The following is a 26,577-nucleotide window of genomic DNA, read 5'->3' as shown; positions in this document are numbered from 1 at the left end:
TGTAAAATTAAGTTGGGTCATCATCAATTCCTCCTATTACGATATTTTTGTGGTTAAAAACATTGTAACATGGGGTTGATGATTGGCCCTTTTCTTTTTACACAATTATACGGGCTTAATCATATCCGCTCCTTTCTCGGGATATCCCTTAATCTCTATCCTCCACACCGAAAAAAAAAGCCAACCAGCAACTAAGCTGATCAGCTCTCTCTCATTCTATCTATCCCTTATACTTTTTAAAGATCAAACTAACATTATGACCACCAAAACCAAGGGAGTTACTCAATACCGCATTTACTTCTTGTTTTCTCGCTTCGTTCGGAACGTAATCAAGGTCACAATCAGGATCGGCTGTTTCATAATTCATTGTAGCTGGAATGACATCATTTTGAATGGATAGTACGGAAATAACTGACTCCACTCCACCAGCAGCTCCAAGCATATGGCCTGTCATTGATTTCGTTGATGATACGGCTAGTTTATACGCATAATCACCAAAAACAGTTTTTATTGCTGCTGTTTCGAATTTGTCATTTAAAGCTGTACTCGTTCCATGCGCATTAATATAATCTATTTCTTCCGGAGTAAGGCCTGCATCACTTAAAGCGTGTTGCATTGCTCTTGCTGCACCTTCACCATTTTCTGCCGGTGCAGTAATATGATAAGCATCACCAGTTGAACCATACCCAACGATTTCTCCATAAATGTGCGCATCTCGCTTTAATGCCGATTCTAAAGTCTCCATAATTAAGATTCCAGCACCTTCACCCATAACAAAACCATCACGATTTTTATCAAAAGGTCTACAAGCAATAGCAGGTTCGTTTATCGTTGATAATGCTTTAGCTGATGAGAAACCCGCAAACGCCATATTTGAAATTGGTGCCTCTGTTCCTCCAGCAATTATATAATCAACATCTCCACGCTGCACCGCTTTATATGCATCCCCAATCGAATTTGCTCCAGATGCACAAGCAGTTACCGTACAAGAATTAATTCCTTTCGCTCCTAGCTGTATGGAAACTTGTCCAGCAGCCATATCAGGAATCATCATTGGAACAAAAAATGGACTTACACGACTAGGTCCTTTTTCTAATAATTTGGTATGCTGATCCTCCCATGTTTTCATGCCACCAATTCCTGAACCAATCCAAACACCAACACGATGTGCATTGTTATCATCAATCGTTAGATTTGCATCTTGTACAGCCATTTTAGCAGCTGCGACAGCATATTGTGTAAAAGGGTCCATCTTTCTTGCATCTTTTTTCTCCATAAAAGCAGTAGGGTCAAAATCCTTTACCTCTGCTGCAACTTTTGCAGGATACTCGTCCTTGTTCACCTTTGTTACAAAATCAATACCAGATTTTCCAGCTAAAATGCTTTCCCACATCGTTTCAATATTATTACCAATAGGCGTAACTGCACCTAAACCAGTTATCACAACTCTTCTATTTTCCATAAGGAATCCTCCTCCCAATTATTTACCCCACCGTAATGCCATTGCACCCCAGGTTAGTCCACCACCAAATCCTACTAATACAACAATGTCATTATCCTTGATGCTTCCGTCCTTTGCTGATTCTGATAATGCAATTGGTATTGAGGCTGCTGAGGTATTTCCATATTTTTTCACCGATTTATTCATTTTTTCTTCGGGAACTCCAAGTCGCTCTCTTGCTGCTTCCATAATTCGAATATTCGCTTGGTGTGGAATTAAATAATCCACATCTTCTTTATTGATTCCTGCTTTTTCGATCACATTCACAGATGCTTCTGGCATTTTTCTTACAGCAAATTTAAATACCTCGCGTCCATTCATATATAAATAGTTTTCTTCATTTTGGTACAAATGTTTTCCACCAGAACCATCAGAGCCTAGTTCAAAGGATAGAATTCCCTTCCCTTCTGAAACCTCACCAATGACAGCAGCTCCTGCACCATCTCCGAAAAGAACACAGGTTGCTCGATCAGACCAATCCGTGATTTTCGATAATTTCTCCACCCCAACAACAAGCACATGTTTATAAACATTCGTTTCAACAAACTGTTTTGCTGTAATAACACCATACATAAAACCTGAGCACGCAGCACTTACATCCATAGCGGCAGCTCTTGTTGCTCCCAAACGTTCTTGGAGCATGCATGAAACAGATGGGAACGGCGTATCAGGTGTCACAGTAGCAACTAAAATTAAATCAATATCTTCCGCACTTAATTTTGCATCTTCTAGTGCATGCAAAGCAGCATGATACGCCATATCAGACGTATTTGTCTCGTCATCTGCAATTCTTCTTTCTTCTATTCCAGTTCGTGTGCGAATCCATTCATCACTTGTATCTACAATTTTTTCTAAATCTTTGTTTGTGACAACTTTTTGTGGAACGTAATGTCCAGTCCCTAAAAAACCAACACTCATTCTATACCGCTCCTCATATTTAATGATTAATATCAAATATTATGACTTGGTACTAATTTTAATATAATTTCCGACAAATAGCAAGTATAGAAAAGCGTAAAAACCCGTTTAAAAGGACGTTCGACTAGTAGAACAGTTATCGCACAGAGGTAACGATAGCTGCGCAACAGATTTTTTCTGGAGCTTTGACAGGAAACAGGCTTTAGTACTCATTCGGTAACAGATTTGTATCGATATATTCGTCAATGGTATCGTCTACATATCGCTCAAAAGCCTTCGGAATCTTTTCATTAAATTCGCCTAACGCAATCACTTCATCTTGAAAGTCAAAGGTTAAAATATCACCAACAAGTTCTCCATCGTCAAATTTACGAGCGACTTGATCATAAAGCTTGTCCACTTCTTGAATTGTACTTGTCAACACCGCATCAGGTGCAATTTCGTGCTGATCACTGACATACCCTACTGCAAGTAAACCATCTTCTTCAGCTTTCTTTAACATCTGCTCACTAAACGCATCACCTGCAGGATAGAAAACGTCTACCCCTTTCTTTTTCATCGAATCATAAATTGCTAAAGCACCTTCCGTATCAAACCAACTTCCTATATAATCTATTTCAACGGTTGCATGTGGATTTTGATACTTTACGCCTTCATAAAACCCTTCAATCTCTGGTTGCCACAAGAAGGAGGCAATAACACCTACTTTACTCGTCTCTGTCATCTCACCAGCAATCATTCCACCAAAGAAACCCATTGCATGTGAATTGAAATTAAGACTTGTCACATTATCGCGATAGATGCCTCCATTAAAATAAACAAAATGAACATCAGGATAGTATTTCGCTAAATCGTTAAAATAGTTTCCATACATGCTACTATGACCAAATATTAAATTGACTCCATCTTGGACAAATTCATCAACAGCATTTATTATTTCTGTTTCAGTGTCGATGTTTTCTTTATAAAAAACGTCTGTATTAAATTCTTTCTCGATTTCACGTAAACCTTCATACCCTTTTTCGTTCCATGCATTTTCAGCAATTGTTCCATCAACGAGCATACCTACATTTTGAATCTGACCACTTTCAAAATAATTACTACATGCTGTTAGCATAACAACAATCCCTGATGTGAGAATTAGGTAAAATAATCGTTTCAAATATAGGCACCCCACTCTTAGAAAATACTATGTCAATTATATTTTATATACCCTATTATTACCAAGTTAACGTTTCATTTATAGGAATTTTTATAGGAATGATAGTGTTCAAGTAGCTTTTTTACCTTTTTATCTACGGGTTTATTGTTACGAATATAGAATATATTATCAAGTTTTTCGTTATTATTATAAGATTTCACCTCAAAAGTTGCTGGCAATACGCCTGAATCTAACCATTGTATTAACCCTTCAGTAAAATCCTTAATATAAATTGCATTTTGCTTAAAATAATCTGATTCGAATGTAATATATTCTTCTCCTACATAACATCCTTTTTCATTCATCGGCATCCACTCTCCATAGAGAAGAGGTGCTTTAATTGTCGTGGTAGAGGAATCTCTATTTTCATCATGCTTTTGTTCATTAATAATTACTATTTTGTCTGCATTTATTATTGCACGATGATCATATTCCCCGATGATAATACAAATATCATATTTTTTCTTCCTAATATTTGACGATAGTGTGAATGAACTATTTCTACCAAAGAACATCAATAAATCATCTGTTTCCTCATCAAATGGTATTCCCTCAACTGTATTCCCTGCACCTAACAAGGCTTCTGTGATATGAAAGCCAATCCAATGACTACAGTTTACAACTAGAATTGACATAATTTCTCCCCCTTAAAATGATATGTACGAAAAAAAACTGCTTTCTAAGTAATTTTGAAAAAATTCTTTTCCTTTCTAATCCTTTTTGGTAAACTATAGGATAGGAATGTACTAATATATATTACAAATAACCAATAGAAAAACTGTGAGGTGTATTTTGTGCGTTACATAATGACAATTATTTGGTCTGTCTTAATTGCTTTAGCTGCTACATATGTTTTAACAAGCATGGGTGGAGAAGCCTTCGTAATTTCAGATGCATTGCTTCTTGCTGCTGTTCTTGCTATTGTTACATTTATATTAGGTGAAGTGGCATTAAAAGAAAAAAGTGAATAACTATTCTTTCATCAGTGGGGCTGGGATTACCCACTGATGTTTCGTTTAAGTATGTTTTATTCTAAGAAAAACCCCTGCCTTTCTCCGTATGGCAAGGGTCTTCTGCTAATACCAAGGTAGTATTGCTAAGGCAGTTAATGCAGCTAATGGTAGGACAAGCCGATTGAACCTTCTCGGTGGTCTACCAGGATATCCATATCCCGGGTACCCATATCCATAGCCGTAACCTGGATATCCAAAACCAAATTGTCTCTGGGAACTTTGCATTGTTCCCATATGTGGTGCATGCTGCTGATCCTGCTCTACCGGAACAGCAAAATATACGTATTCATCATCTAAACCAGTTACAATACCATCAAATGACGTACCATCAACTGTTTCAGCCATTACATAAGAATGCATATGTTGTTTACATAGATCATACATATTGTTATGATTATTTTTCATATTCATACCATCAACCTCCTCACCATCTAGACTATTCATTAGCCCACGGAATGGTGACTTGTATAGGTAAGTAGGTAAAAGGAGTAAGGAGAGAAAAAAATGGATTTTTTCGATAAATTATGGACAATTATAGAATATTTAATATTAGGATTAGTACAGGGAATAACGGAACCAATTCCAATTTCATCAAGTGGGCATATTGTTATTTTTCGTGAAATATTCGGTGTAGAAACAGACGGTCTTACATTTGAGATTTTCGTTAATTTTGCTTCCTTGTTAGCCATTCTTATTATTTACCGTCATGATATTATTCGCTTGATTAAAAATGGATACCTGTACCTCTTCAAGAAAGAAGAAACAGCTAAAAGTGACTTTCAATTTATTATTTATCTAGTTGTTGCAACCATCCCTGTTGGTATTGTTGGTGTATTATTCGGTGATGCAATTGGTAAGGCTCTAGGTCAGCCAGTTGTCGTTGGCTATACGTTATTAATAACTGCTGTTGCTATTTGGATGATTCGTAATTTACGAGGAAGAAAAAGTGATGGAGACCTATCAATGAAAGACGCGATGATTGTTGGACTAGCACAATGCGTTGCGGTTACACCTGGGATAAGCCGTTCAGGCTCTACCATTGTTGCATCCATGCTTGTTGGAATGAAACAGGAAACAGCACTTCGTTTCTCTTTCTTACTGTATATTCCAGTTAGTTTAGGTACAACCATTCTTGAAGTACCTGACATGGTTCGTAGTGATGCTTTCCAAGCAACATTAGTTCCTAATATCGTTGCATTTATCGCAGCCTTTATTGCAACATACTTTGCACTGAAATGGTTCATGAATATCATGGCAAAAGGAAATCTAAAGTATTTCTCTTATTACTGTGTCGTTGTAGGCTTGCTTGTTATTTTCTTTCTGTAAAAAGTAGACTAGTTCAGAAATAAAAATTGAAATTGAGCATTGGAGCAAAACGCTTGAGAGCAGTTAAAAATCTCAAGCGTTTTTATATTATTTTCCTTTTCTTTTCGAGTCAAAAAGGCGTTGAAAATACTCCTATTTAATCAAAATCACGTCAAATCCAAAAATGAACTAAAACAAGCAGTTCAATTTATTTGTAAATAAATTGAACTGCTACATATTTTTACGATCTATCTTTTAATACGTCAATGAATTTACTTTGTTAATTCTTTTTGCCGAGCATATATTAGCCCAAGACACTCCAGCTCTTTGGCTTATACGCTTGTTTAATCAATCTGGAATTCCTAATGCAATCTTCGCATAACGGGACATATTATCTTTACTCCATGGTGGATTCCAAACGATATTTACGTTTACATCTTTTACTTCTGGAATATCTTCTAGTACAAATTTCACGTCACGTTCGATATGTGCCGAAAGTGGGCATCCCATCGCTGTTAACGTCATTTTCACTTCACAAACACCCGTATCATCTAAATCAACGTCATATATTAAGCCTAGATTAACAATATCAATACCTAACTCAGGGTCAATTACGTTTTCTAATGCACCCATAAGATTCTCTTTTAAAGCTTCATCCATCCGTATTACCTCCCTTACCTACTTTCTTATATTTAAACATATTTCTCATGATTTTCAAGTGATTGAAATCACAATTACCTATTAAAGATGTTTTTCGAACCATTTTGTAATTTCAAGCTTCGCATAACGACTAACTTTGTGGTCACGATTTGCCTCTCTAATAAAATGAATATCATCCTGGTTTGCATATAATTCTTTTGCATCTTGGTAAAAGCTATAAGAATGTTCAAATGGAACAACAGAATCACTTTCACCATGCCAGAACATCAATGGTCGACCTGCAAGTTTTTCCATTTGTTTCGATAAATCATATTGCCCTACCGTTTCCACTAGTTTAACAATTTCCTCATCCGTTACTGGTAAGTCAATTACTTTTCGATAACTATTAATAAGTTCTTCGGTGAATGTTGTTAATTTGGGTGAACCCATAACGATTGCAGCAGTTTTTATCCATGGAAAGCTTTGTAAGCCAGCTGCGGTTGTAATTCCACCCATACTTGTACCAGCTACACCAAAGCGACCATCCAATAGTAATCCTTTTTCATCCACATAGTTTTTAATCATTTCTAACTCTTTTATGTTTTGGATGAGCGTATCCCAAAATGCGAGTGAACGCTTGCCGGCTGATATACCGTCCTCTCTCTCCCCATGATGTAGGCTGTCTGGAAGAATAACTCTTAACCCTTTTTCAGCTAATAAATATGCTGTATCTAAATTATGTTCTTTGGCACTAGTGAACCCGTGAAAATATGTAACAATCGGTAAAGCTTGATTTTCCATCTTCGCATCCACAATCACTAAGCAAGGGACGGAGTGGATTTCTTCTTTAAAAACACCAATCATAATTGTCTCTCCCTGGAATTATTTACTATTTCTATTTTAATGTTTAAATGGCACCACATGCAAATATCTTTACCTATAAATAACTTTACATATTATTCTTTCCCCTTTAAACTTAACTGATATGAGGTGAAAAAAATGAATCGACATTTAATTGCTTTAGATTTGGATGGAACACTATTAACCGATAAGAAGGAAATTAGTGAAAGAACGAAACAGACGATCTTGAAAGCAATGGACGATGGACATATTGTTGTCATTGCTACTGGTCGCCCACACCGGGCAAGCATTCATTATTATCATGAACTTGGTTTAACGACACCGATGGTCAATTTTAACGGGGCATTAATTCATCATCCGACAGATAAAAAATGGGACGCACTACATAATCCAATGCCAATTCGTACAGCACGTAAAATCGTTGATGCTTGTTATGATTTAGACGTGTACAATATACTTGCAGAAGTGATGGACGATGTGTACCTTGATCAATACGATGAGAAAATTATTGAAATTTTTCAGGAGACAGAAAAGGATACACCTTTTAATATTGGTAGTCTGAAGCATAAATTAAAAGATGATCCCACTTCATTGCTCATTCATCCGAAAGAGGATCATATCTTACAACTTAGAAATCACTTAACCGAATACCACGCAGAACTTATTGAGCATCGTAAATGGGGAGCACCTTGGAACATCATTGAAATCGTTAAAAAAGGTATGAACAAGGCAGTAGGTTTACAAAAAGTCTCCACATACTTCGGAATTCCGAAAGAAAGAATTATTGCTTTTGGTGATGAAGATAATGATTTAGAAATGATCGAATATGCTGGTGTAGGTGTTGCGATGGGAAATGCAATTAATGAATTAAAACATGTGGCAAAGCATGTTACCCATACAAACGAACAGGATGGTATTGGCGTATTCCTTGAAGATTATTTAAAAATGAAACGCTAAAAAAACACTCCCGAAAATTTCCAAGCTTATAAAATTTAATATGAACCATACTAGTAGTGAACGTGATATAAAGCGTTCACTTTTGTTTTCTCATCATTCACAAGTGTTTTCTTATACAACTGATTAGCATTCCATTTCTGATTTCTTAAGGAGGAATCATGCATGGGAAAAAGAAGTAAATCCAAACGGTTTACACAACAAGGTGCTGACTCTGTCAAGAAACACGCTGAGCGATTTCCATATCGTTCGACACTTGCTGAAGCAAAAACGAAAACAGAATCATAAAGAAATACTAGGAGGGTTTTTACTTGCAAAATAATTTATTCCAACAAGCTAAAAATGCTGTCACAGGTTTCATGAATGGGAATGCAAGTGAACAGGATAAGCAAGCCGCACAAAGCGCTATTCAAGCTGCATACAATGATGCTACACCTGAAGAAAAGCAACAATTACAGCAGTTAGAACAACAGCTTAAACAGCATAACCAATTACACTAAACTCCGCACAAAAGCACAAGCGCCCGTATAGAGACGTACGAACTGGACTGAACCGTAGGAGATAAAGGAAACACGACGACCCCAGGTTATAGGAAGTTCGACGTGTCGAACTGTTATCGTACGGAGGTGAGGGAAGTTCGCTAGTCTCTGGGCGCTGTAGCTGGACGTGGCTTTTAAGCTCCTCTTACTACATGTAAGAGGAGCTTTGTATTTTGCTTTTTAAAAGTGTGTTTTTCTGCTAATATAGGGGTAAGCACGATTTGATTAGGAGGGAAAAACACGATGGGCGTACGAGTAGAAGCTACACCAAATCCAAATGCAATGAAATTCTCAAGCGATAGCATTATTTTTGAAGGAACAAATAGTATTTCCGTTATGCCAGGAGACACAAGTGAACATGCAATTTTAAATGATTTAATGGCACTTGAAGAAGTTGATAATGTCTTTGGTTATCAAAATTTCATTACTGTAAACAAACAATTTGATGTTGAATGGGACAATTTGACCTCAAAAGTGTTAGAGGTTTTTGAAAAGTATAATCTTTAAAAGCGAAGAAGAAGTGCCATAATTGTTGGCACCTCTTCTTATTTTACATCAACAGGTATGTAATTTGGATTTGTTCGTTCTCCACTTTCATCCTTCACATATACCGTAATAATTGGTGGTTCTTCTGCACTAATTTGTGCTTCGGCCAATTCATAATTAATGTCAATTGGAAACCAACTTGAAACTTCATCTATTGCAATCGATGTTTCTTCATGTAACAATTCTTCGCCCTGTTCAATCGTATAATAAATTTCACTTTCTGTTGTATTTACTTCAGCGTTCAAATCAACACGATTCCTATCTAATTGCTGATCAATATTTCTCAATTGAAATGTAAAGTTAGCAGGTTCGCTCGTACTAGTATCCGTAACATCTTCCCCACCACATCCTACTAAAAATAAACACAATCCGAATATTAGAATACCGTATTTCATCTCTTTCTCACCCTTCGCTAATCTCTTCTAAAGAAGCCATAAATGCCGGCAGTTTCAACGATATTTGTAAAGGCATTTGGGTCTACTTCTGTAATAACCTTCTCCAAATCGTATAATTCATATCTAGTGATAACAAGGTATAACATACTTTTATCATCCTTTGTATATGCACCTTTAGCTGGTAAAATCGTAATTCCTCTCACTAGCTGTTTATGAATTGCTTGTTGTAATTCATCTGCTTTCAAAGTGATAATCATAACGGTCACTTTTTCATGACGAGTATGAATCGCATCAATAACCCTTGTTGAAACATATAATGTAACCATTGTATACAATGCATTTTCAGGTTCATAAAGTAATCCTGCCAACACAATAATTATACCATTCATAACGAGAAAATAGTTACCAATTGGTTTATCCTTCATTCTCGATAGAATCATAGCAATAATATCCATTCCACCAGTAGAAGCACCGTGCTTTAAAGTAAATCCAATTCCAACCCCAGCAATAACACCACCAAATACAGCATTTAAGATAATATCATCGGACAAATTTACTATCGGTAAAAATTCAAGGAATAACGAAGAAAATAGTACCGAGATAATACTATATATTGTAAACCCTCGCCCAACCTTAAACCAACCTAAAATCAAAACAGGAACATTTAATATTAATAGCAATATACCTGTACCAATAAAGCTAATGCCAATAAAGTCATTAAAGAAACTTGAAATTAATTGTGCTGTTCCAGTAAATCCACTAGCATAAACATTCGCTCCGATTAGGAAAAAATTTAATGATATAGCATTTAATAATGCCCCTAGAATAACAATAATAATACGCTTTGTTTCAACCATAAACATAGACGTAACCCTCCTTTTCTTTTGCATCAGCACACTCTAAACTTTTGACTAAATTTCTAACTAGCTATAAACTTAAAGGTAATACTAATATTTGGAATGTAGGTGAAAGCATGACAATCAAAATCCTTATCGATTCTGCAAGTGATTTGACAAAAACATATTATAACGAATATACACTAGAAATGGTACCATTAACTGTTCATTTAGATGAAAAAGAATACAAAGACGATGGAATTGCCATTAGGCCGAAAACGGTATACGATGCAATGAGAAACGGAAAATCTCCCAAGACATCCCAGGTATCCCCACAAACGTTTAAAACGGTCTTTACTACTTATGCTGAGGCAAATCAACCGTTACTATACATTGCCTTTTCATCACAATTATCAGGTACTTACCAGACGGCAAAGATGATGGAGCAAGAAGTAAAAGAAAAATACCCAGATGCACCTATCCATATTATTGATACGAAGTGCGCTTCCATCGGATATGGTCTTGTTGCACTCCATGCTGCAAAATTAGCTAAGGAAGGTGCTAGCCTTGAGGAACTTATCCGCGATGTTACCTATCAGGCAGAACATATGGAGCATGTCTTTACGGTTGATAATTTGGAATATCTATATCGCGGAGGACGCGTCAGTAAATCAGCTGCCTTCGTAGGCTCCTTATTAAAAATAAAGCCACTATTACATGTAGATGATGGAAAATTGATTCCTCTGGAGAAAATAAGAGGTTCAAAGAAAGTTATTGGTCGAATGTTGGAGGTAATGGAAGCTCGTGGTACAGATTTTAAAAATCAAACAATCGGTATTTGCCACGGTGATGATATTGAAAGAGCCGAAATGCTTTCTTCCATGATCCAAGAAAAATTTGGCGTAGACAAAGAAAATATCGTTATGGAGATGATAGGTGCAACAATAGGGGCTCATGTTGGTCCAGGAACACTCGGACTTTTTTTCTCTAATAAGCCAAATAAATAATTTAGTTAAGGCTCGCCCTTTATGTGGGTGAGCTTTTTTGAATTGTATACGCGGTTGATATCGACTACTACTACCTTACATTTCAAAAAACAATAATCTTCTACCCCATATAAAATTCATAAAACTCAACATTCCCTCATATATTTAAGGTACGAGAAAAATATATTCAATGGGGGAAGGGGAATTTCATGCATATTCACGACTTAGTAGATAGATATATAAAAGAACGCAAGTATTCACCTGATTCAATCAATGATATTCTTGATTTTTATCAACAAAAATATATTAGTGGAGAGATTGGCTTAAACAATTACAAATCCATCTTCTCCTATCTCCATAAGCAAGGCGCGATTTCTGCTTATGATTATGATGTTGAGCAGTTTTATCAAAAGTCCTATTAAGGGCTTTTTTTCTTTTGGGTATAATACCAAATCTTTGGTAAAAATACTCATTAGGAGGAGATATCATGGAAATGGAAAAGAAACATGGAAAAATAACCCCACCTGCCCAACATCAAGATAAACAGCCTGGTATTGAGGCAAAGATGCAACCGAAACCAGAATACATTCGTAAAGATTACAAAGGAAGTAATAAACTAACAGGAAAAGTTGCTATTATTACAGGAGGAGATAGTGGAATTGGACGAGCAGTTAGTGTCCATTTTGCAAGAGAAGGTGCAGACATTGTAATTGTTTATCTAAACGAACATGAAGATGCAAATGAAACGAAGAAATTAGTTGAATTGGAAGGGCAAAAATGCGCACTTATAAGTGGAGATATCGGTGATGAATCTTTTTGTCAATCAGTGGTGAAACAAACAATAGATACATTTAAAAAGGTAGACATCCTAGTGAATAATGCTGCTGAACAACATCCACAAACCAATTTCTTAGGTATCACTAGCGAACAATTAGAAAAAACGTTCCGCACCAATATTTTTAGTATGTTTTATTTAACAAAAGCTGTTTTGCCACACTTACAAAAAGGTTCTTCAATTATCAATACATCTTCTATTACTGCTTACGAAGGTAATGTGGATTTAATTGATTACTCTGCCACAAAAGGGGCAATCACCTCCTTTACTCGTTCTTTATCAGGTGCACTTGCCAATGAAGGAATTCGGGTAAACGGTGTTGCACCGGGCCCGATCTGGACACCGCTCATCCCAGCTTCTTTTGATAAAAAGAAAGTAGATACTTTTGGTGCAAATACACCGATGAAAAGAGCCGGTCAACCAATGGAATTAGCACCAGCATACGTCTATTTAGCAAGTGAGGATGCAAGTTATGTATCAGGAGAGATGATACATGTTAATGGTGGCACCATTATTAATGGATAAGGTATTACACGAAGCATAGCTAAAAAAAGGACCAGGTGCAATAACCTGGTCCTTTTCAAAATTTTTATATCTTTTTTTATTCCCAAACCTCACTCAAAATAATGGAGCTAATACATACACATCCGCTAAGTACTATTGCAATAAGTCCAAGCATACTAGCACCTCCTTAAAAATGGGATATATTGTGATAGGGTTAAACCCTTTACACTTAAGATTCACGCTTCTTTTGCTTACGGCTAAGATAAATAATGCCAAAGATAAACACTGCCATTATGCCACCAGCAAGACCAATTAATCCCCAGTTAAACCCAGAATAGGATTGTAGCTTATATACTTCAACAGATTCACGAGGAATACCAATTCGATATTCTCCATTATCTTCCTCACGAACTAGATTATCTCCAAGATAACCTCTAAGTTCCATTCCTGGTTCTATATCGGAAAGACGAATATATTGGGATTCACTATCGTTATTTATCGCAATGAACAATGTTTCATCCTCATAGGTTCGCTTAAACACACTCATTGCACCACTTGAACCAACCATTTCGAAATCACCATATTGTAAAGCAGGGAACTGCGAGCGCAATGCAGAGATACGATCATAGAATTCCTTTAATTCAGGTTCTCCACTATTAAACTGAACAAGCATCTGCACTTCCTCTGGTGTTTTCCCATACATCGGTATTTCTGACCCCTGGTAAAGCATCGGAACACCAGGTGTTGTATACATATAAGTTAAAGCCAATGTCCATGTAGTTACTGCATTTCTACCATTCTCAGAGAACGTTTGCGTAAATCGCTCTGTTGACATATCATCCAAAAATAGGATATCTTGTTCCTTATTACTTTCTTGCCAAGCTTCATATATTTCGGAAACTGGCTTATCAGGTTCCGAGAAAACATCTCTCATCGTTTGTGAAAGTGTAATGTTCTCAATTGCCTGTATTTCTGTATTATCTAAAATCTGTCCACTGTTTTCATCTGTTTCAAGAATATCACCTAACAAATAAAAATCTGGTTTTATTTCTTTCATATGTGACGTCAAATCAGCTAAAAATTGGACAGGTGCTTGATCTACAGCATGAAGCTTAAACCCATCTAAGTTTGTTTCACTTATCCAGAATTCTGCAACATCAATAATGTATTGTTCTACTTCGGGATTCTCTAAATTAAAAGTAGCGACATTTGTTAACCATTCAGGCCCTGTTTGATTATGCTCAATGAACCAATCTTCTTTGGCTGCATCGGTTACAATTGGATTCGATCGTGCAACATAACTTGTCACAAACTCCATCACGACTTTCATCCCACGGGCGTGTGCTTCTTCAATCAACTGGTTTAGGTCATCGATTGTTCCAAATTGCTCTTCCATGTTATAAAAATCCTCTATCAAATACCCATGGTATCCATTCTCTGCATTGTCCATCAGTGGTGAAAGGGATATGGTACTCACACCAATTTCCTGCAATGCATCTAACTTCAAAATGATGCCTTCTATATCCCCACCATGATATGCATGGGGGTTATCGACATCAGATGTATTATCGTTTTCATAATCCCCGTTGTTGAAACGATCGACCATAATTTGGTAAACAATTTCTTCCTGTAGTTGTCTTTCTTCTGCTACTGCAACAGGTTCATTTATATATAGAGAAACCATCATAGCAATTACGATTAAACCTAATATCTTTTTCATGAAAAATCTCCCAGCTTTATATTTATACTTCTATTATTGACCATACAAATAATTAGTCAATAACTTATCAAACATTGTTAAAAAGCGTTCACTTTTTTCACTGTAATTAACGTGAAAAGGCCGCCCACCTAGGGACAGCCTTTCTAAGAAACATGCTTTTTATTACATTGGTAATCTTACAAATCCTAACACCATTACAATAATTAAAGCAATAACAAATTGAATCCACACGCCTGTAACTGATTTGTTTTTACTCGATTTTACGAGAATCATTTCCATTGCAGCAATTAGCCAGACACCTGCAACGCCTTTTGTAATAGCTTCTGCTAGAATTGGCATTCCACTATTGGAAATATAATCTCCTAATAAAGCTCCACCAGTGTACAAAATAAATAAGTAATCAAGACGCAAAATCATTTGAACAACTTTTGCATTTTTCCCTTGCTTCAATAGCACAAATGCAACGATAAATAAAATAAATCCTAATACCCATGATGTAATATGCATATGAGTCATGTATGTAGCCTCCTCTGTTATGAATTCGTTTGATAAATTTCTCCAGTTACTATCTGATATCATACCATGCATAAAGCAATAATTCATTTGATAACTATTTTTTCACTAAAATTAATCACTTCTTAATGAAAGGTTGCCTCCTCTTGTACGTTAAGCTCCTCCATACCCACTCCAATGGGCCAAAGCGATATTTTTCAAACCACCTTTTACTCACAAACACTTGGAAAACATAAACAATTACAACAATACACACACCCATTAGTGGTGTAATTTTACCGTAAAGACCAAAACCCACACCATAGAAAAGGATAAATGATAGGAGTGATTGAAAAATATAATTGGATAACGCCATCCTACCAACATATGTAAAAGGTCTTGTAAGCTTCTTCCCTAGATCAGTTTGTCCAAGAAACGTGATTGTAATGATATAAAATAAAGCAGAAGCCGTGCCACCAATATTATCTTGAACATAGGAAAACCAGAGTGGATTCCCATAAAAATAAGGTCCAAGTTTCAAGGAGACAAACACAAGCAGTGAAGCTATCCATAGTTTCACTAATGTCTTACGATACATCATTGGTTCGTGTAACCATCTTTTTTTCGCTACAAACATTCCAATTAAAAATAATGGGAGTAATACGAGAATTAAAAATACAAAGCCAATTCCACCATTTGCATATGTCCAGTCATTATAGTTCTGACTCCAAATCGTAGTAATATCATTGCTGCTATAATGTTCAAGTGCCTGAGATATTTTCAACGTATTTACTACACCTAAGTAATCCCTTGCTGTATAATACATGAGGGATATAAACGCAACACTTCCTCCTAATAACATTGTCGCAGTCACAAGTAATGTGTTGGTACGAACATGTAAGAAGAATAGGAGTAAAAACCCAACGATACTATATGAAAATAAAATATCCCCGTGCCATATCCCAAAAGCATGTATTGAACCAAACAGGAGTAATACCGCCATTCTCCTAAATAAGATAGGATAAAGTGAATCATTTCGAGCTTCGATGCGCTCTTTCATAATTTGAAAGCCGAAGCCGAATAAAATCGAAAATAATGTGTAAAAACTAGCTTGGAAAAACATATCAATGATCACTTGAATAGAATGGTTTATTGGCCCTTCCCATAACTCACTTTCCCCACCATACATAAAATATGGTGAACTGAATGCACCAACATTGACGATAAATATGCCAAATATCGCAAAACCACGGGCAGCATCAATCCATACTAACCGTTTTTTCTCATTAATTGGTGATGTCGTATTCACTGTATTCACTCCTTTCATTACTTAACCCCACATATCTCTGTCTACTTTCTAGAATACCATGTTTCCTACCCATATTGCTTTCAACATTTTCATACTCAAACATAAATTATGTATGGGAGGGAGATTTCGAATGCCTGCAAAAGTCGGTGCTGTGAAAGTCATTTCAATTGGTTCATCCAGTATTTTTAATATTGGTGACGTCTATTCTATGAATCCTGTAAGTACAGCAAAAACATACGCTGGTGGTGGATCATTCAATACAGGTGACGGAATCCGAATAAACCTCACCAATTCAAATTTGTATGTCAATGATAAGGATATAAACGATCAAAACATTTAGAGTAGGAGGAGATAAAATGAATCTAACCATCCACCAATCCATTCATATTCATCTGTTAAAGATTGGATCCATAGCAAATTCTTCGGTTGTTCAAATTGGTAGTACGGGCAGCATTCAAGGAAAATCGGATATTCATAATACAGGAGGATTCACAGAACTTGCTGAGCAGGCGCTCCCTGTAGATAATTTAACACCACTCGTTCCACTTTCTCCAATTACGTAACTAACATAATCCTAGTTCCTTGCATAAACTACATTAGGCATTCGTCCATCATTCTATTTTTTTAATAACAGAAAAAGGGGGAGCCTGTTATGTATGGCAATGAATTAAACCAATATCTATTTGAACTTAGTCAATATATAAGACGCCAAGATGAGACAATACAGGCATTAGAAAAACGTATTGACATGCTTGAAGCAGAGATCAAGCATAAAAATGGAACAACGATTGAAAAGGTTGAATATAAATTTGACCAGCTAAAAGTTGAGACACTATCTGGAACGCTCCATATTGGTATTTCCCCTGATGAATTAAAGAACATTGAAGATTTAGCGGTGCAACAACATGGACTAAATGAATTCCCTATTTATGAACAACAATTAACTGGAAATCTTCAAGAATATTTACAAGTAAATGGTCCAACCATGATTCGTAACCTTTCTAATGAACATGCAGTGTCTATCGATGAATCTGATTACGAATTGTTAATCCAAGATATGCAGAAACAAATTCCGAATCGAATTGCATTTTATAAAGAAAATGCAGTAATGAATAAACCATTACAAGCGAATCATGATTTACCTAGTTTTATAGAAAATAAAATAATAGAAGAATTTCATTTGTCCTTAGCAAATTACATGAGGTCAATTGCAAATAAAGGAGAAAAATAATGATTTTTGAATTACACAATTGGAATCTAAATGTCGGTAATGTTGAAATTGGTGGTATCTCCGCTTCTTCCGTTTTTCTTATAGGCGACAACGACGAAATGATCTTATCTTCTTTTTATGATACACCACCAGAAAGCTTCACCATTGGAAACATTGTCCCATTGTCATCCACTGTTTAGGAAAGGTTATTTCCTATTGTTTGGTGTTTGTATAGATTGTAGATTATTTGAATTCAAACAATTAAGCTCTCGCTCATAATTATGATTGGTTTATGTCGTCATTCGCTGCGGCAGAATACTTCGCTTTCCACGGGCACGGCCTCAGCCTCCTCGCGGAAAGACCACCGCTGCGGGGTCTTCGGACACGTGCTATTCCCGTAGGAGTCTTCGTATTCTGCTATGATAGTTGTTCTAATTATTTTTAGGTTATAGACCATGAAATCACGTTTTGGATAGTTGTTTTCTGTAAAAAACAGTATATTTCTAGTTTTATAAAAGTAGAGCAGATTCCTAGTGAAGGCAATACACGTAGACTCCTGTGGGAGGATAGGCCTAGGTGAGACTACGTAGTGCGTTAGCACGGAGTTGGCTCACCAGCCGCCCACGGAAAGCGAAGTGTATTGCCGGAACGGTGTGTTTAGGACTATTTTGAATTAAATATATCTACACTTTATATCAACTGCTAGATAATCTTTAAAAAGCTGAAAAATCTTCTAGAAAACAGATTTAGGAAAAGAGGATTATTCATGAATAAGCGTACATCTATCGTTAACAACATTCGGGTTACTGCCATTTCTAACAGTGCAATATTTAATATTGGTGATTCGAATCAATCAAATATCAAAACAAAAGCAATTGCCGTTCAAAAGGAAGGGACACTAGCAAACTTGGATTTGGATTTTGATGATTATTTGCTTTTCAATCGGAGAGCAAAGTGGCCTAATTTGAAATCAACTGTTATCAAAAAAACCTATAACCATAACGAGGATATTTACGTTCAACAAATTGCAGCAATCGGTGTTAGTAGTTCGTCTGTCCTCCAAATTGGTAACATGAATCACATCAGAGCAGATTCTCGAATTAAACACTTTCGTATGCTAGAGGAAGATTAAGGCAACAATACCTATATTCTTTCATATGTTAATCTTAAGAGGAAGGTGTTTATCATGCCATCTATCGTTGGTCCAATAAAAATAAACAGTGTTGGTGGTGGTGTAATAAACTTTGGTGATGCATTCTATTTATCTCCAAAAAGCACTTCTAAAACCAATGCTGGATCTGGTGGACTCAATACAGGTGATTTTATTAATACGAACACTGGATATAGTGCTACTAGAACGCTTGACCCCGATGCTAGCGATCAGAATGTCGTGGGGAATGCATAGCGACAAAGAAAGCCAGCCTTAATTAGGCTGGCTTTTTTGTATATGATATTCGCATTGTTTTCGCCAAAGTTCACAGTAGAGTCGCTGATGTTCACATTATTTTCGCCGAAGTTCACAATCAAATCGCTAAAGTTCACAAATACACGCAAGCTCTACGAATTAACTTTTCTTTGCCACTTCCAATTCCAACTGCTTTGCAAAGAAGTAAAGATACGCTGCTTTTACTGGTTTTTTCGTAATTTGTTCTATTGCATGGCGGTACAGATTTACTTGCGTCTCATATCTTTTCATTAACTTCTGTTTCACCTTATCTGTAACGTCTTCAAAAATGGCATCTGACTTGTAATCAAGGAGAATCCATCCGTCTTCTGTAGGTATCAGACAATCAATAACCCCTTGGATCAATACCCTCTCATCTTCCCCACTCCATATAGAATAAACATCACTCGCAGGTAAGGTTAGACTAAACGGTACCTCACGCTTTATAGCTGCCTGCTCACGAATAATAAGGGTTGCAATTTCCGTCTCAAAAAACTTCTCGATTGCCCCGATATCAATGATTTCTGCTTCCTGCCTCGTCAATATTTCTTTCTCAACGAATTCTTCTAAATAGATTTCAATTTGCCGAGCATCCAGCACATCCTTCATTGGCAAATGTTGCATAACAGTATGCATTGCAGTTCCTTTTTCAGCTGCTGTTACAATCTTTTCCTTTTGCATAAAGTTAGGTCGTTTTACAATTGGTGCTGAAAAAGGTTTAACGAACTGATTATCACTATATTCATCGGCCAATTGCGACCTACGTTTAATTTCTGTTACCGATTGTTTTGCTCGGGATTTCGCAGCCATTTCATATGGATAGACGTAGGATAATCGTTCATGAACTGCTTGTTCCAACGACACGTCCTCTATATCCATCAGCTCCCAGTTATTAATTTTATCCTTCAATTTAATATCAGAATCAATTGACTCCTCTTCCAAATTCGCAAACGTACTTGCATGGATAGCCTTAATATCCCATTTTGATGGGTCTATCTGTATTTCTTTTAAAACAACATCCTTCAGTTCCTCTGACCTTAGTACATTACTATCCTGATGGCGCATTAATGCAGGACCAATCCAATCTATATAGGATTTTGCTTCCATTCTAAAGTACGCTGGTAAGATCCATTCCGAATGATCAACCATTTTCTGCCATTTTTCTAATTTTTTTGCTAAGGAGGCAACACTACCAATCATAACAAGTTTTTCTTTCGGACGGGTCAGCGCAACATATAGAACACGCATTTCCTCAGCCAATGCTTCGCGTTTTTTCTCGGCTTGCAATGCTTGATAATATAATGTTGGATACGTAATTCTTTTTACAGGATCAATATATTTACTTGCAAAACCTAAATCTTTATGCAGTAAATATTTCTCATTTAAATCGCGCATATTGAATTGCTTATCAATTGCCCCCAGGATAACAACTGGAAATTCTAAGCCTTTGCTTTTATGAATTGTCATGATACGAACAACGTCTTCTTGCTCACTTAAAGCGCGTGCAGCACCAAGGTCATCTCCACGCTCTTCCATCCTCTCAATGAACCGCAAAAATCGGAACAACCCACGGAATGATGTAGATTCATATCCTCTTGCTCTGTCATAAAGGGCACGTAAATTAGCCTGCCGTTGTCTTCCACCAGGCATTCCACCGACAAAATCATAATATCCAGTCTCGCGATATATATCCCCAATCAGTTCTGACAATGCCCCTTGTCTTGAAGCTAAACGAAATGCATCTAATTGTTCCAGAAAACCAGATAGTTTTTCTGCAGTTTCATTGGTGTTTTCCTTGTAATATTTCTTCATGGCATCGTAATAGGTATTATATTTATCTGCCAAACGAATTTCTGCTAGCTCATTTTCAGACAATCCAACAATTGGCGATTTTAATACGGATGCTAGCGCTATGTCTTGTCTGGGATTATCAATAACTTTGAGCAGACTAACCATGATTTTCACTTCAATTGCATCAAAATATCCTGTAGAAAGCTCGGCATAAACAGGAATTCCTTGCTTTTTCAACTCGTCTACAATTGTTGGTGCCCATGTCATCGAACGAAGCAAAATCACAATATCCCGGTACTGAACATCACGTCCAATTCCTGTTTCTTTATCGAAAACTTGTAATGGAGACTTTGTTTCATTGTTACCGATCCATGTTTTTATTTTGTCAGCGTATGCTCTTGCCTCGATTTGCGCTTTTTCTAAATCCTGAAAACTCTCCTCTTCCTTAGAAACATCTTCAGATTCCTCTGGCTTTTCACGGTCAATGATGACGAGTTCAGGAAAAGGTTCAGTAAATGGCAGTTCATCGTATGTTTTATTTCCATAAATCAATTCTGCTTTTTCGTCGTAATCAATATCCCCTAATTCTTCATTAAGAATCTGTCTAAAGATATAATTTGCACCGATTAACACATGCTCTCTACTGCGGAAGTTATTTGCCAAGTCAATTCGCTTTCCTTCGCTTTCTTCCTTTTCAAACTGCTTATACTTTTGAATAAAGAGGGTTGGTTCTGCATGCCGGAAACGGTAAATACTTTGCTTTACGTCACCAACCATGAACCGATTCCCAGGACCTGTTTGATCACTTACAAGACGAAGAATGGTCTCTTGTACAAGATTCGTATCCTGATACTCATCTACAAGAACTTCACTAAATTGTTTCTGAAAATGAAGTGCAACATTTGATGGAATGATTTCTTCTTTCGTTGAGCTTTCATCCACTAATAGCTGCAAACAAAGATGTTCAAGGTCTGAGAAATCAACAATTGCTCGTTCACGCTTTTGTTCACTAAATTTCTCAGCAAATTGTTTTACTAAGTCAGTGAGTTTGTGAATAACAGGTGCCAGCTCACTTATATCTTCAATATGGCTTTGTAAATTACGGCTAAACCATGTATCCTTCATATTTTTAAATCGCTTTTTATAACTATTTCTTAAGGTTTTTACCTTCTCTTGTTTCGTTTCATCGCAATCTTGCTTTTTGCTTGATAACCTTCCAAAATCATTTTCTTTATCTGACATAAACCGCTGAAGCTCATCCCAAGAATGCATGTACTTAGATGCTGCTTCGAGTAGCAAGATGTCTTGGTCGATTGTCTCCGCGTATTGATAAGGTCCATCACTTTCTCTTGTTACTTCGAGTGCAAGGCTCATTTCTTGTTCCATGGCTTGAAATTGATTTTGAACCTCTCGTTTCACTAAAGATAACCACGTTAAGTCATCTTCCTTCCAATCTTCTGGAACATCATAGCTTTCTGCTAACGAATCAAGCCATGTATTCGGCTGAGGGTTTTGCTCACTAAATGTATATAAATCTCGGATGACATTCTCTACTTCCAGGTCGCTTCTGTCACTAGAGAAACGGTCGACAACCTCAAAAAATTGCTCCAATGCCTCTCCTTCTAGACCATACCACTCTTCAAATAAGTCATCCAACACTTCCTGCTTCAGTAAATCGGCTTCCATATCATCTGCAATTCGAAATGCAGGGTCAATATCAAGTAAATACGAATACTTTTTGACTACATCTAAACAAAAAGAATGCAAGGTCGAAATGGATGCGCGTTGTAATAAGGAAAGCTGTTTTTTCAAATGATTAGAAGCTGGATTTTGATCTAACGCTTTCTCAAGCGCTACTCCTACCCGATTTCTCATTTCCTGTGCAGCAGCATTCGTAAACGTTACAACTAATAAGGAGTCAATATCTACTGGCTGATCTCTTTTTAGCAACTTCTGGATAATCCTTTCAACAAGTACTGCTGTTTTTCCAGACCCTGCCGCCGCTGCAACAAGAATATCCCTACCATCTGTATAGATTGCTTCTTCTTGTTCCTTTGTCCAACTAACCATCTATATCCACCTCCTCATTTATTTTTCTTAGAATTTCCTCATCTTTCATGTCCTTCAATTTTCGATAATCATTTTCCTCTAAAATAGGATCAAATTGACAAACTGAGAGAAATGGACAATACGTACACGCGATATTATTTTTATGCTGGTAGGGGTTTAAATGGACGCCACCAGTTGTGATATCGCTACCCGCATCCTGCATTAAATGATGAATATGCTTTTGCAAACTTGTAAACGTCTCTTCACTTGCTACTTTTGATTTTGCATCAAACGTTCCATCTCTCTTTATACCAGCAGGTACAATACTACTGCTTTTTCCAATGGACGTATCCATCATCGTTACAATTTCTTCATCGGACAGCAATAGTCCCTTCATTTTGTACTTTTTAAAAATTTCTTTTTCAATATCATCGATACTTATTTTGGTGTTTTTCGAAAGCATTGGGTTATGCACATGGAAATAAAGTACCCCAGCTGGTGTTGCCTTTTTCTTTAACCACTTTTCTGAGTTTGTAAGTACGACATCTAAATACGCTAGCATTTGTAATGCCAGTCCGTAATAAACATCAAGCAAATTTAATCCTTTCGAGCTTGATTTATAGTCTATAATTCTAAGATAAAGGTCATCCATATTCGTTGCCTTATCAACACGGTCAATTCTTCCTCGTAGCAATAGTTCAAACCCATTTGGAAGTTTCATGGATAATGGGGGTAATGTCTCTCCATCACCAAATCCTAGCTCCAAACCGACAGGGGAAAAATTACTTTGTCTTGCCTGCTCACTCAAAATAAATGTAGCACGTGCAATAATATCTTGAAGCTTTTGACTAATATATTTATAGCGATTTGAACTGTGTAATATTTGATGTTGCAAAATAGGAGCAAGACTGTTTACCGCTCTCGAAGCATAGCCTGTTGCGTCTTTTTGGTTTAACTGAGAGAAATCTCTACCATCTTCCCCAATCCATTCTGTAATAATTTTGATAGCTTCATGGAAAAGCATCCCTATGTCTGGAGCATCCAATTTATATGTTTTCCGTTCATCCAATTTCAAGCTATACTGAGCAAAATGCTGATAGGAACATCGGAAGTAAGACTCTAATCTACTAACACTAGCCTTTATTTCTTTTGGATATAATTGCTCTACTGTTTCTGTTTTTAAGTCTTTCGGTATATTTTGATAGTACAAGCTCTGTAAAATTTTATAGGTTGTACTTTGTTTAGGATGGTTTGTTACATACCAGTTAAATACATGCCACCAAACATCGGCTACAGGATAACCCTTCCTTGAACGTGCAAGTTGTGCAGTCAGTGCCGACCTTGTCTTCATAGGGGTAGTAATGAACCGATTCGCATCAACTAATTCTTCTGGGTCCTGTAACAACAGGTGATTCGAACAGGATGGAAATAAATCCTCTATTCGTTTAATTAACTGTGATGGCATCTTTGCTTTACCCTCTTTATCACTTAATGGATAACTAACCCATAAGTTATCCTTAGCAGATGTAAAGGCTAAATACATATAAAACCAATCATCAAGTAATTGTCGTTTACTAGTATCAGCAAGCTGTATTCCTTCTCCGGCCAATAAATCCCGCTCTTCTTCATTAATCATCCCGTCAGCTTTTGGTTTCATCGGCCAAACACCATCATTTACACCGAGTAAAAATGCAGATTTAATACCACTCATTCTCGAGCGATCGACACTTCCGACAATAACATGATCAATACTTGGTGGGACATGAGAGAATTGTAATGTTTCAAACCCTGCATCAAGTGTTGTTCGGAAGGTTGCCAGGGACATCTTCTCAACACCTGCCATTTCTACCATTTCATCAAATAATTGAATGATAGCATTCCAAACCTGTTCCTGCTCTCTTCCCTTTTCCAATTGTCCGTTCTCATCGAAATGCTGTCTTATTTCCTCTAAACGTTTACTTGCTCCTAGTTCTTCTAATAAAAGATAGGTAACCTCACATAATTCTTTAATTGATTTTGCCTTGCGAATTTTTTCATCGAAAGGTTGTAATGCGCTAACGACCTGTTTGCGATACTGATTGATCCGCTTTTGTGTTTCTTTCTCATAATTTGTTTGTACCGCCTTATCAAATCCGCGGAATCGCTCGAACTTCCACTCTTCTTTACTGAACCAACGATTTCTTCCGCGAATGCCATACTCTAACACATAATTTTCTAACTCATCAATGGCATCATTTGTGAGTGGATATTCGTCATCACTGACTGGTATGAAACCTGTTTTTAACACACGAAAAATCGCATCATACCGCCAATTTCCATCAACAATATCTAAAAGGGAACGAATAAATTCGATGAGTGAATGATTTAACATATTTCTTTTTTCATCAATAAAAACAGGAATATTATGATCTTCAAAAACCGTCTTAATGAGATCATGATATACATCTGTTTGCCTTATAAATACAGCCATATCTCGATATCGATAATTACTGTCACGTACGAGGCGCAAGATTTCCTGGGCTACCCCTTCTACTTCAGCACGTGGATGTACAGCCTCAGCAATTTGGATAGGTACAGAACCTTTATATTCGGGTGCAGGTCGCACGTTAAAATACCTCTCTAAATGAGCAAAATAGGCACGGTTCTTAAATTTCCCATTCTCTGGTTTGAGTACAATTGTCTCATCCAATGGAATGTTGTTTTCATAAGCTATTTGCCCGAGTACATGATAGGTTTCCGTTGTTTGGTAAAATAAATCGAGTTCATTTAGTGCTTCTTCAGGATTTTCTAATGTCAATGTGACTGTTACAGAATTACACTTTTTCAATAGTTGTTCAACCACGAGTAATTCTTTCGGCGTAAAACGGTGAAATCCATCAAAATAAATATCAGCACCATCTAAGAAGCTTGTCTCACTTATCTTGTCCGCAAGTAATTGCAAGCTATCTTCACTATCAACATACTGACCTGCAAGTGCTATTGTGAGCCTTTCATAGACATACAATAGATCTTCTAATTTTTGTGTTAGTGCCTGTTCTTTCGGTTCTTTATGTACAATATTTTTCATATGTTCAATTTGCAAATGGAGCACTTCTGGTGTTACTTGATAACGTTTAAATTCAGTTATCATTTCTTCTAATTGATGTAGGAATCCATGCTTTTCCATTGCTTTTTGAAATGTATGCCATTCCCCTTGTTTTTCTTCAATAATTTTACGTAGCATCATTTGAATACCAATTGAGCTAATAGACTGCTTTGTTCCTCCCCCAGTTTCTTGCAGGATTCGCCATGCAAGGCGGGAAAAGCTCACTACTTGTGCTCTAATACTACCAGGTAATTCACTATCATGAAACAAAGCATATTCTTGTCCGAACGTCATTTGATCAGGAACAATATAAAGAATAGGCTTCCCTAAGGGATCTTCAATAAGTTTTTCTTTTATTTCATCAAATGTGCGACCACTTTTACCAGTTCCTGACCTTCCTATTAAAAACCTTAGTCCCATCATTAAACCTCCATTCAAAAAAGA

Annotated in this window: 29 protein-coding genes; 15 read left to right on the top strand and 14 right to left on the bottom strand. The window is 36.7% G+C overall.

Going from position 1 to position 26,577, the window contains the following annotated elements; all coding sequences use genetic code 11:
• Window positions 1–220 precede the first annotated feature (220 nt).
• The 4 genes from fabF to D8M05_RS01720 form a co-directional block, all read right to left on the bottom strand.
• Window positions 221–1,462 carry a beta-ketoacyl-ACP synthase II gene (fabF, locus tag D8M05_RS01735; protein WP_121127993.1) on the bottom strand — a complete coding sequence of 414 codons (1,242 nt, stop codon included), beginning with the start codon at window positions 1,460–1,462 and terminating at the stop codon, window positions 221–223.
• An 18-nt stretch (window positions 1,463–1,480) separates the two neighbouring features.
• The gene (locus D8M05_RS01730; protein WP_121127991.1) at window positions 1,481–2,419 is read right to left on the bottom strand and encodes a beta-ketoacyl-ACP synthase III; all 939 of its coding nucleotides are present in this window, start codon (window positions 2,417–2,419) and stop codon (window positions 1,481–1,483) included.
• 202 nt (window positions 2,420–2,621) lie between these two features.
• The gene (locus D8M05_RS01725; RefSeq protein WP_245985114.1) at window positions 2,622–3,581 is read right to left on the bottom strand and encodes a BMP family ABC transporter substrate-binding protein; all 960 of its coding nucleotides are present in this window, start codon (window positions 3,579–3,581) and stop codon (window positions 2,622–2,624) included.
• A 74-nt stretch (window positions 3,582–3,655) separates the two neighbouring features.
• On the bottom strand, window positions 3,656–4,255 hold the full coding sequence (locus D8M05_RS01720) for a hypothetical protein (protein WP_121127989.1): 600 nt from the start codon (window positions 4,253–4,255) through the stop codon (window positions 3,656–3,658).
• A gap of 159 nt (window positions 4,256–4,414) precedes the next feature.
• On the opposite strand from D8M05_RS01720, the gene D8M05_RS01715 reads away from it, so the two are divergent.
• Window positions 4,415–4,591 (top strand): DUF2929 family protein, encoded by a 177-nt coding sequence (locus D8M05_RS01715; RefSeq protein ID WP_121127987.1) that lies wholly within the window; start codon window positions 4,415–4,417, stop codon window positions 4,589–4,591.
• Between the two features lie 105 nt (window positions 4,592–4,696).
• Here D8M05_RS01715 and D8M05_RS01710 read toward each other — a convergent pair whose 3' ends face one another.
• The gene (locus D8M05_RS01710; RefSeq protein WP_121127985.1) at window positions 4,697–5,044 is read right to left on the bottom strand and encodes a hypothetical protein; all 348 of its coding nucleotides are present in this window, start codon (window positions 5,042–5,044) and stop codon (window positions 4,697–4,699) included.
• Between the two features lie 93 nt (window positions 5,045–5,137).
• Here D8M05_RS01710 and D8M05_RS01705 point away from each other — a divergent pair, with 93 nt between their 5' ends.
• The gene (locus tag D8M05_RS01705; protein WP_121127983.1) at window positions 5,138–5,959 is read left to right on the top strand and encodes an undecaprenyl-diphosphate phosphatase; all 822 of its coding nucleotides are present in this window, start codon (window positions 5,138–5,140) and stop codon (window positions 5,957–5,959) included.
• A 327-nt stretch (window positions 5,960–6,286) separates the two neighbouring features.
• On the opposite strand, the gene D8M05_RS01700 is transcribed toward D8M05_RS01705, so the two are convergent.
• On the bottom strand, window positions 6,287–6,598 hold the full coding sequence (locus D8M05_RS01700) for a metal-sulfur cluster assembly factor (RefSeq protein ID WP_121127981.1): 312 nt from the start codon (window positions 6,596–6,598) through the stop codon (window positions 6,287–6,289).
• An 81-nt stretch (window positions 6,599–6,679) separates the two neighbouring features.
• Window positions 6,680–7,441 (bottom strand): prolyl oligopeptidase family serine peptidase, encoded by a 762-nt coding sequence (locus D8M05_RS01695; RefSeq protein WP_121127979.1) that lies wholly within the window; start codon window positions 7,439–7,441, stop codon window positions 6,680–6,682.
• A 135-nt stretch (window positions 7,442–7,576) separates the two neighbouring features.
• On the opposite strand from D8M05_RS01695, the gene D8M05_RS01690 reads away from it, so the two are divergent.
• The 4 genes from D8M05_RS01690 (at window position 7,577) to D8M05_RS01680 (ending at window position 9,438) form a co-directional block, all read left to right on the top strand.
• Window positions 7,577–8,395, top strand: coding sequence for a Cof-type HAD-IIB family hydrolase (locus tag D8M05_RS01690; protein WP_183072674.1), 819 nt, complete (start codon window positions 7,577–7,579; stop codon window positions 8,393–8,395).
• A 162-nt stretch (window positions 8,396–8,557) separates the two neighbouring features.
• Entirely contained in the window at window positions 8,558–8,680 is a 123-nt protein-coding gene (locus D8M05_RS20715) for a hypothetical protein (RefSeq protein ID WP_281271890.1), read from the top strand.
• A gap of 23 nt (window positions 8,681–8,703) precedes the next feature.
• Window positions 8,704–8,892, top strand: coding sequence for a DUF3813 family protein (locus D8M05_RS01685; RefSeq protein WP_121127975.1), 189 nt, complete (start codon window positions 8,704–8,706; stop codon window positions 8,890–8,892).
• 282 nt (window positions 8,893–9,174) lie between these two features.
• Complete coding sequence (locus tag D8M05_RS01680) at window positions 9,175–9,438, top strand: NifU N-terminal domain-containing protein (protein WP_121127974.1); 264 nt, start codon at window positions 9,175–9,177, stop codon at window positions 9,436–9,438.
• Window positions 9,439–9,476: 38 nt separating this feature from the next.
• On the opposite strand, the gene D8M05_RS01675 is transcribed toward D8M05_RS01680, so the two are convergent.
• Window positions 9,477–9,872: a hypothetical protein gene (locus D8M05_RS01675; protein ID WP_121127971.1), complete on the bottom strand. Its 396-nt coding sequence runs from the start codon at window positions 9,870–9,872 to the stop codon at window positions 9,477–9,479.
• Between the two features lie 17 nt (window positions 9,873–9,889).
• Complete coding sequence (locus D8M05_RS01670; protein ID WP_121127970.1) at window positions 9,890–10,735, bottom strand: YitT family protein; 846 nt, start codon at window positions 10,733–10,735, stop codon at window positions 9,890–9,892.
• 110 nt (window positions 10,736–10,845) lie between these two features.
• On the opposite strand from D8M05_RS01670, the gene D8M05_RS01665 reads away from it, so the two are divergent.
• The 3 genes from D8M05_RS01665 to D8M05_RS01655 all read left to right on the top strand — a co-directional run bounded on the left by D8M05_RS01665 (window position 10,846) and on the right by D8M05_RS01655 (window position 13,054).
• Window positions 10,846–11,715, top strand: coding sequence for a DegV family protein (locus D8M05_RS01665; RefSeq protein ID WP_121127968.1), 870 nt, complete (start codon window positions 10,846–10,848; stop codon window positions 11,713–11,715).
• A gap of 188 nt (window positions 11,716–11,903) precedes the next feature.
• Complete coding sequence (yppF, locus tag D8M05_RS01660; protein WP_121127965.1) at window positions 11,904–12,116, top strand: YppF family protein; 213 nt, start codon at window positions 11,904–11,906, stop codon at window positions 12,114–12,116.
• A gap of 65 nt (window positions 12,117–12,181) precedes the next feature.
• On the top strand, window positions 12,182–13,054 hold the full coding sequence (locus D8M05_RS01655; protein WP_121127963.1) for an SDR family oxidoreductase: 873 nt from the start codon (window positions 12,182–12,184) through the stop codon (window positions 13,052–13,054).
• Between the two features lie 208 nt (window positions 13,055–13,262).
• Here the strand turns inward: D8M05_RS01655 and D8M05_RS01650 are convergent, their stop codons facing one another.
• The 3 genes from D8M05_RS01650 to D8M05_RS01640 all read right to left on the bottom strand — a co-directional run bounded on the left by D8M05_RS01650 (window position 13,263) and on the right by D8M05_RS01640 (window position 16,572).
• The gene (locus tag D8M05_RS01650; RefSeq protein ID WP_121127961.1) at window positions 13,263–14,753 is read right to left on the bottom strand and encodes an alpha-amylase family glycosyl hydrolase; all 1,491 of its coding nucleotides are present in this window, start codon (window positions 14,751–14,753) and stop codon (window positions 13,263–13,265) included.
• Window positions 14,754–14,915: 162 nt separating this feature from the next.
• The gene (locus D8M05_RS01645) at window positions 14,916–15,269 is read right to left on the bottom strand and encodes a YisL family protein (RefSeq protein WP_121127959.1); all 354 of its coding nucleotides are present in this window, start codon (window positions 15,267–15,269) and stop codon (window positions 14,916–14,918) included.
• 115 nt (window positions 15,270–15,384) lie between these two features.
• The gene (locus tag D8M05_RS01640) at window positions 15,385–16,572 is read right to left on the bottom strand and encodes a DUF418 domain-containing protein (RefSeq protein WP_121127957.1); all 1,188 of its coding nucleotides are present in this window, start codon (window positions 16,570–16,572) and stop codon (window positions 15,385–15,387) included.
• Window positions 16,573–16,684: 112 nt separating this feature from the next.
• Here D8M05_RS01640 and D8M05_RS01635 point away from each other — a divergent pair, with 112 nt between their 5' ends.
• The 6 genes from D8M05_RS01635 (at window position 16,685) to D8M05_RS01610 (ending at window position 19,169) form a co-directional block, all read left to right on the top strand.
• Window positions 16,685–16,894 carry a spore germination protein gene (locus tag D8M05_RS01635; protein ID WP_121127955.1) on the top strand — a complete coding sequence of 70 codons (210 nt, stop codon included), beginning with the start codon at window positions 16,685–16,687 and terminating at the stop codon, window positions 16,892–16,894.
• A gap of 16 nt (window positions 16,895–16,910) precedes the next feature.
• Window positions 16,911–17,117 carry a spore germination protein GerPB gene (locus D8M05_RS01630; RefSeq protein WP_121127953.1) on the top strand — a complete coding sequence of 69 codons (207 nt, stop codon included), beginning with the start codon at window positions 16,911–16,913 and terminating at the stop codon, window positions 17,115–17,117.
• Window positions 17,118–17,206: 89 nt separating this feature from the next.
• Window positions 17,207–17,785 carry a spore germination protein GerPC gene (gene gerPC, locus D8M05_RS01625; RefSeq protein ID WP_121127951.1) on the top strand — a complete coding sequence of 193 codons (579 nt, stop codon included), beginning with the start codon at window positions 17,207–17,209 and terminating at the stop codon, window positions 17,783–17,785.
• Window positions 17,785–17,964 (top strand): spore gernimation protein GerPD, encoded by a 180-nt coding sequence (locus tag D8M05_RS01620; RefSeq protein ID WP_121127949.1) that lies wholly within the window; start codon window positions 17,785–17,787, stop codon window positions 17,962–17,964. Before gerPC ends, D8M05_RS01620 begins: the two co-directional genes overlap by 1 nt.
• A gap of 566 nt (window positions 17,965–18,530) precedes the next feature.
• Entirely contained in the window at window positions 18,531–18,896 is a 366-nt protein-coding gene (locus D8M05_RS01615) for a spore germination protein GerPE (RefSeq protein ID WP_121127947.1), read from the top strand.
• Between the two features lie 54 nt (window positions 18,897–18,950).
• Window positions 18,951–19,169: a spore germination protein gene (locus D8M05_RS01610; protein ID WP_121127945.1), complete on the top strand. Its 219-nt coding sequence runs from the start codon at window positions 18,951–18,953 to the stop codon at window positions 19,167–19,169.
• Window positions 19,170–19,328: 159 nt separating this feature from the next.
• On the opposite strand, the gene addA is transcribed toward D8M05_RS01610, so the two are convergent.
• Both addA and addB read right to left on the bottom strand, forming a co-directional pair.
• Complete coding sequence (gene addA, locus D8M05_RS01605; protein ID WP_121127943.1) at window positions 19,329–23,069, bottom strand: helicase-exonuclease AddAB subunit AddA; 3,741 nt, start codon at window positions 23,067–23,069, stop codon at window positions 19,329–19,331.
• Complete coding sequence (gene addB, locus D8M05_RS01600) at window positions 23,062–26,553, bottom strand: helicase-exonuclease AddAB subunit AddB (RefSeq protein ID WP_121127942.1); 3,492 nt, start codon at window positions 26,551–26,553, stop codon at window positions 23,062–23,064. The genes addA and addB overlap by 8 nt, the downstream gene beginning before the upstream one ends.
• Between the last annotated feature and the right edge of the window lie 24 nt (window positions 26,554–26,577).

The sequence above is a fragment of the Oceanobacillus bengalensis genome (genome assembly GCF_003628445.1).
Classification (GTDB): Bacteria; Bacillota; Bacilli; order Bacillales; family Amphibacillaceae; genus Oceanobacillus; species Oceanobacillus bengalensis.
This window is presented reverse-complemented; position numbering and strand designations above follow the sequence as displayed.

Excerpts from the sequence above, each read along its gene's own strand:
- fabF (WP_121127993.1), bottom strand. The coding sequence starts at position 1,462 with ATGGAAAATAGAAGAGTTGTGATAACTGGTTTAGGTGCAGTTACGCCT.
- D8M05_RS01730 (WP_121127991.1), bottom strand. The coding sequence starts at position 2,419 with ATGAGTGTTGGTTTTTTAGGGACTGGACATTACGTTCCACAAAAAGTT.
- D8M05_RS01720 (WP_121127989.1), bottom strand. The coding sequence starts at position 4,255 with ATGTCAATTCTAGTTGTAAACTGTAGTCATTGGATTGGCTTTCATATC.
- D8M05_RS01710 (WP_121127985.1), bottom strand. The coding sequence starts at position 5,044 with ATGAATATGAAAAATAATCATAACAATATGTATGATCTATGTAAACAA.
- D8M05_RS01705 (WP_121127983.1), top strand. The coding sequence starts at position 5,138 with ATGGATTTTTTCGATAAATTATGGACAATTATAGAATATTTAATATTA.
- D8M05_RS01700 (WP_121127981.1), bottom strand. The coding sequence starts at position 6,598 with ATGGATGAAGCTTTAAAAGAGAATCTTATGGGTGCATTAGAAAACGTA.
- D8M05_RS01695 (WP_121127979.1), bottom strand. The coding sequence starts at position 7,441 with ATGATTGGTGTTTTTAAAGAAGAAATCCACTCCGTCCCTTGCTTAGTG.
- D8M05_RS01690 (WP_183072674.1), top strand. The coding sequence starts at position 7,577 with ATGAATCGACATTTAATTGCTTTAGATTTGGATGGAACACTATTAACC.
- D8M05_RS20715 (WP_281271890.1), top strand. The coding sequence starts at position 8,558 with ATGGGAAAAAGAAGTAAATCCAAACGGTTTACACAACAAGGTGCTGAC.
- D8M05_RS01680 (WP_121127974.1), top strand. The coding sequence starts at position 9,175 with ATGGGCGTACGAGTAGAAGCTACACCAAATCCAAATGCAATGAAATTC.
- D8M05_RS01675 (WP_121127971.1), bottom strand. The coding sequence starts at position 9,872 with ATGAAATACGGTATTCTAATATTCGGATTGTGTTTATTTTTAGTAGGA.
- D8M05_RS01670 (WP_121127970.1), bottom strand. The coding sequence starts at position 10,735 with ATGTTTATGGTTGAAACAAAGCGTATTATTATTGTTATTCTAGGGGCA.
- D8M05_RS01665 (WP_121127968.1), top strand. The coding sequence starts at position 10,846 with ATGACAATCAAAATCCTTATCGATTCTGCAAGTGATTTGACAAAAACA.
- yppF (WP_121127965.1), top strand. The coding sequence starts at position 11,904 with ATGCATATTCACGACTTAGTAGATAGATATATAAAAGAACGCAAGTAT.
- D8M05_RS01655 (WP_121127963.1), top strand. The coding sequence starts at position 12,182 with ATGGAAATGGAAAAGAAACATGGAAAAATAACCCCACCTGCCCAACAT.
- D8M05_RS01650 (WP_121127961.1), bottom strand. The coding sequence starts at position 14,753 with ATGAAAAAGATATTAGGTTTAATCGTAATTGCTATGATGGTTTCTCTA.
- D8M05_RS01645 (WP_121127959.1), bottom strand. The coding sequence starts at position 15,269 with ATGACTCATATGCATATTACATCATGGGTATTAGGATTTATTTTATTT.
- D8M05_RS01640 (WP_121127957.1), bottom strand. The coding sequence starts at position 16,572 with ATGAAAGGAGTGAATACAGTGAATACGACATCACCAATTAATGAGAAA.
- D8M05_RS01635 (WP_121127955.1), top strand. The coding sequence starts at position 16,685 with ATGCCTGCAAAAGTCGGTGCTGTGAAAGTCATTTCAATTGGTTCATCC.
- D8M05_RS01630 (WP_121127953.1), top strand. The coding sequence starts at position 16,911 with ATGAATCTAACCATCCACCAATCCATTCATATTCATCTGTTAAAGATT.
- gerPC (WP_121127951.1), top strand. The coding sequence starts at position 17,207 with ATGTATGGCAATGAATTAAACCAATATCTATTTGAACTTAGTCAATAT.
- D8M05_RS01620 (WP_121127949.1), top strand. The coding sequence starts at position 17,785 with ATGATTTTTGAATTACACAATTGGAATCTAAATGTCGGTAATGTTGAA.
- D8M05_RS01615 (WP_121127947.1), top strand. The coding sequence starts at position 18,531 with ATGAATAAGCGTACATCTATCGTTAACAACATTCGGGTTACTGCCATT.
- D8M05_RS01610 (WP_121127945.1), top strand. The coding sequence starts at position 18,951 with ATGCCATCTATCGTTGGTCCAATAAAAATAAACAGTGTTGGTGGTGGT.
- addA (WP_121127943.1), bottom strand. The coding sequence starts at position 23,069 with ATGGTTAGTTGGACAAAGGAACAAGAAGAAGCAATCTATACAGATGGT.
- addB (WP_121127942.1), bottom strand. The coding sequence starts at position 26,553 with ATGGGACTAAGGTTTTTAATAGGAAGGTCAGGAACTGGTAAAAGTGGT.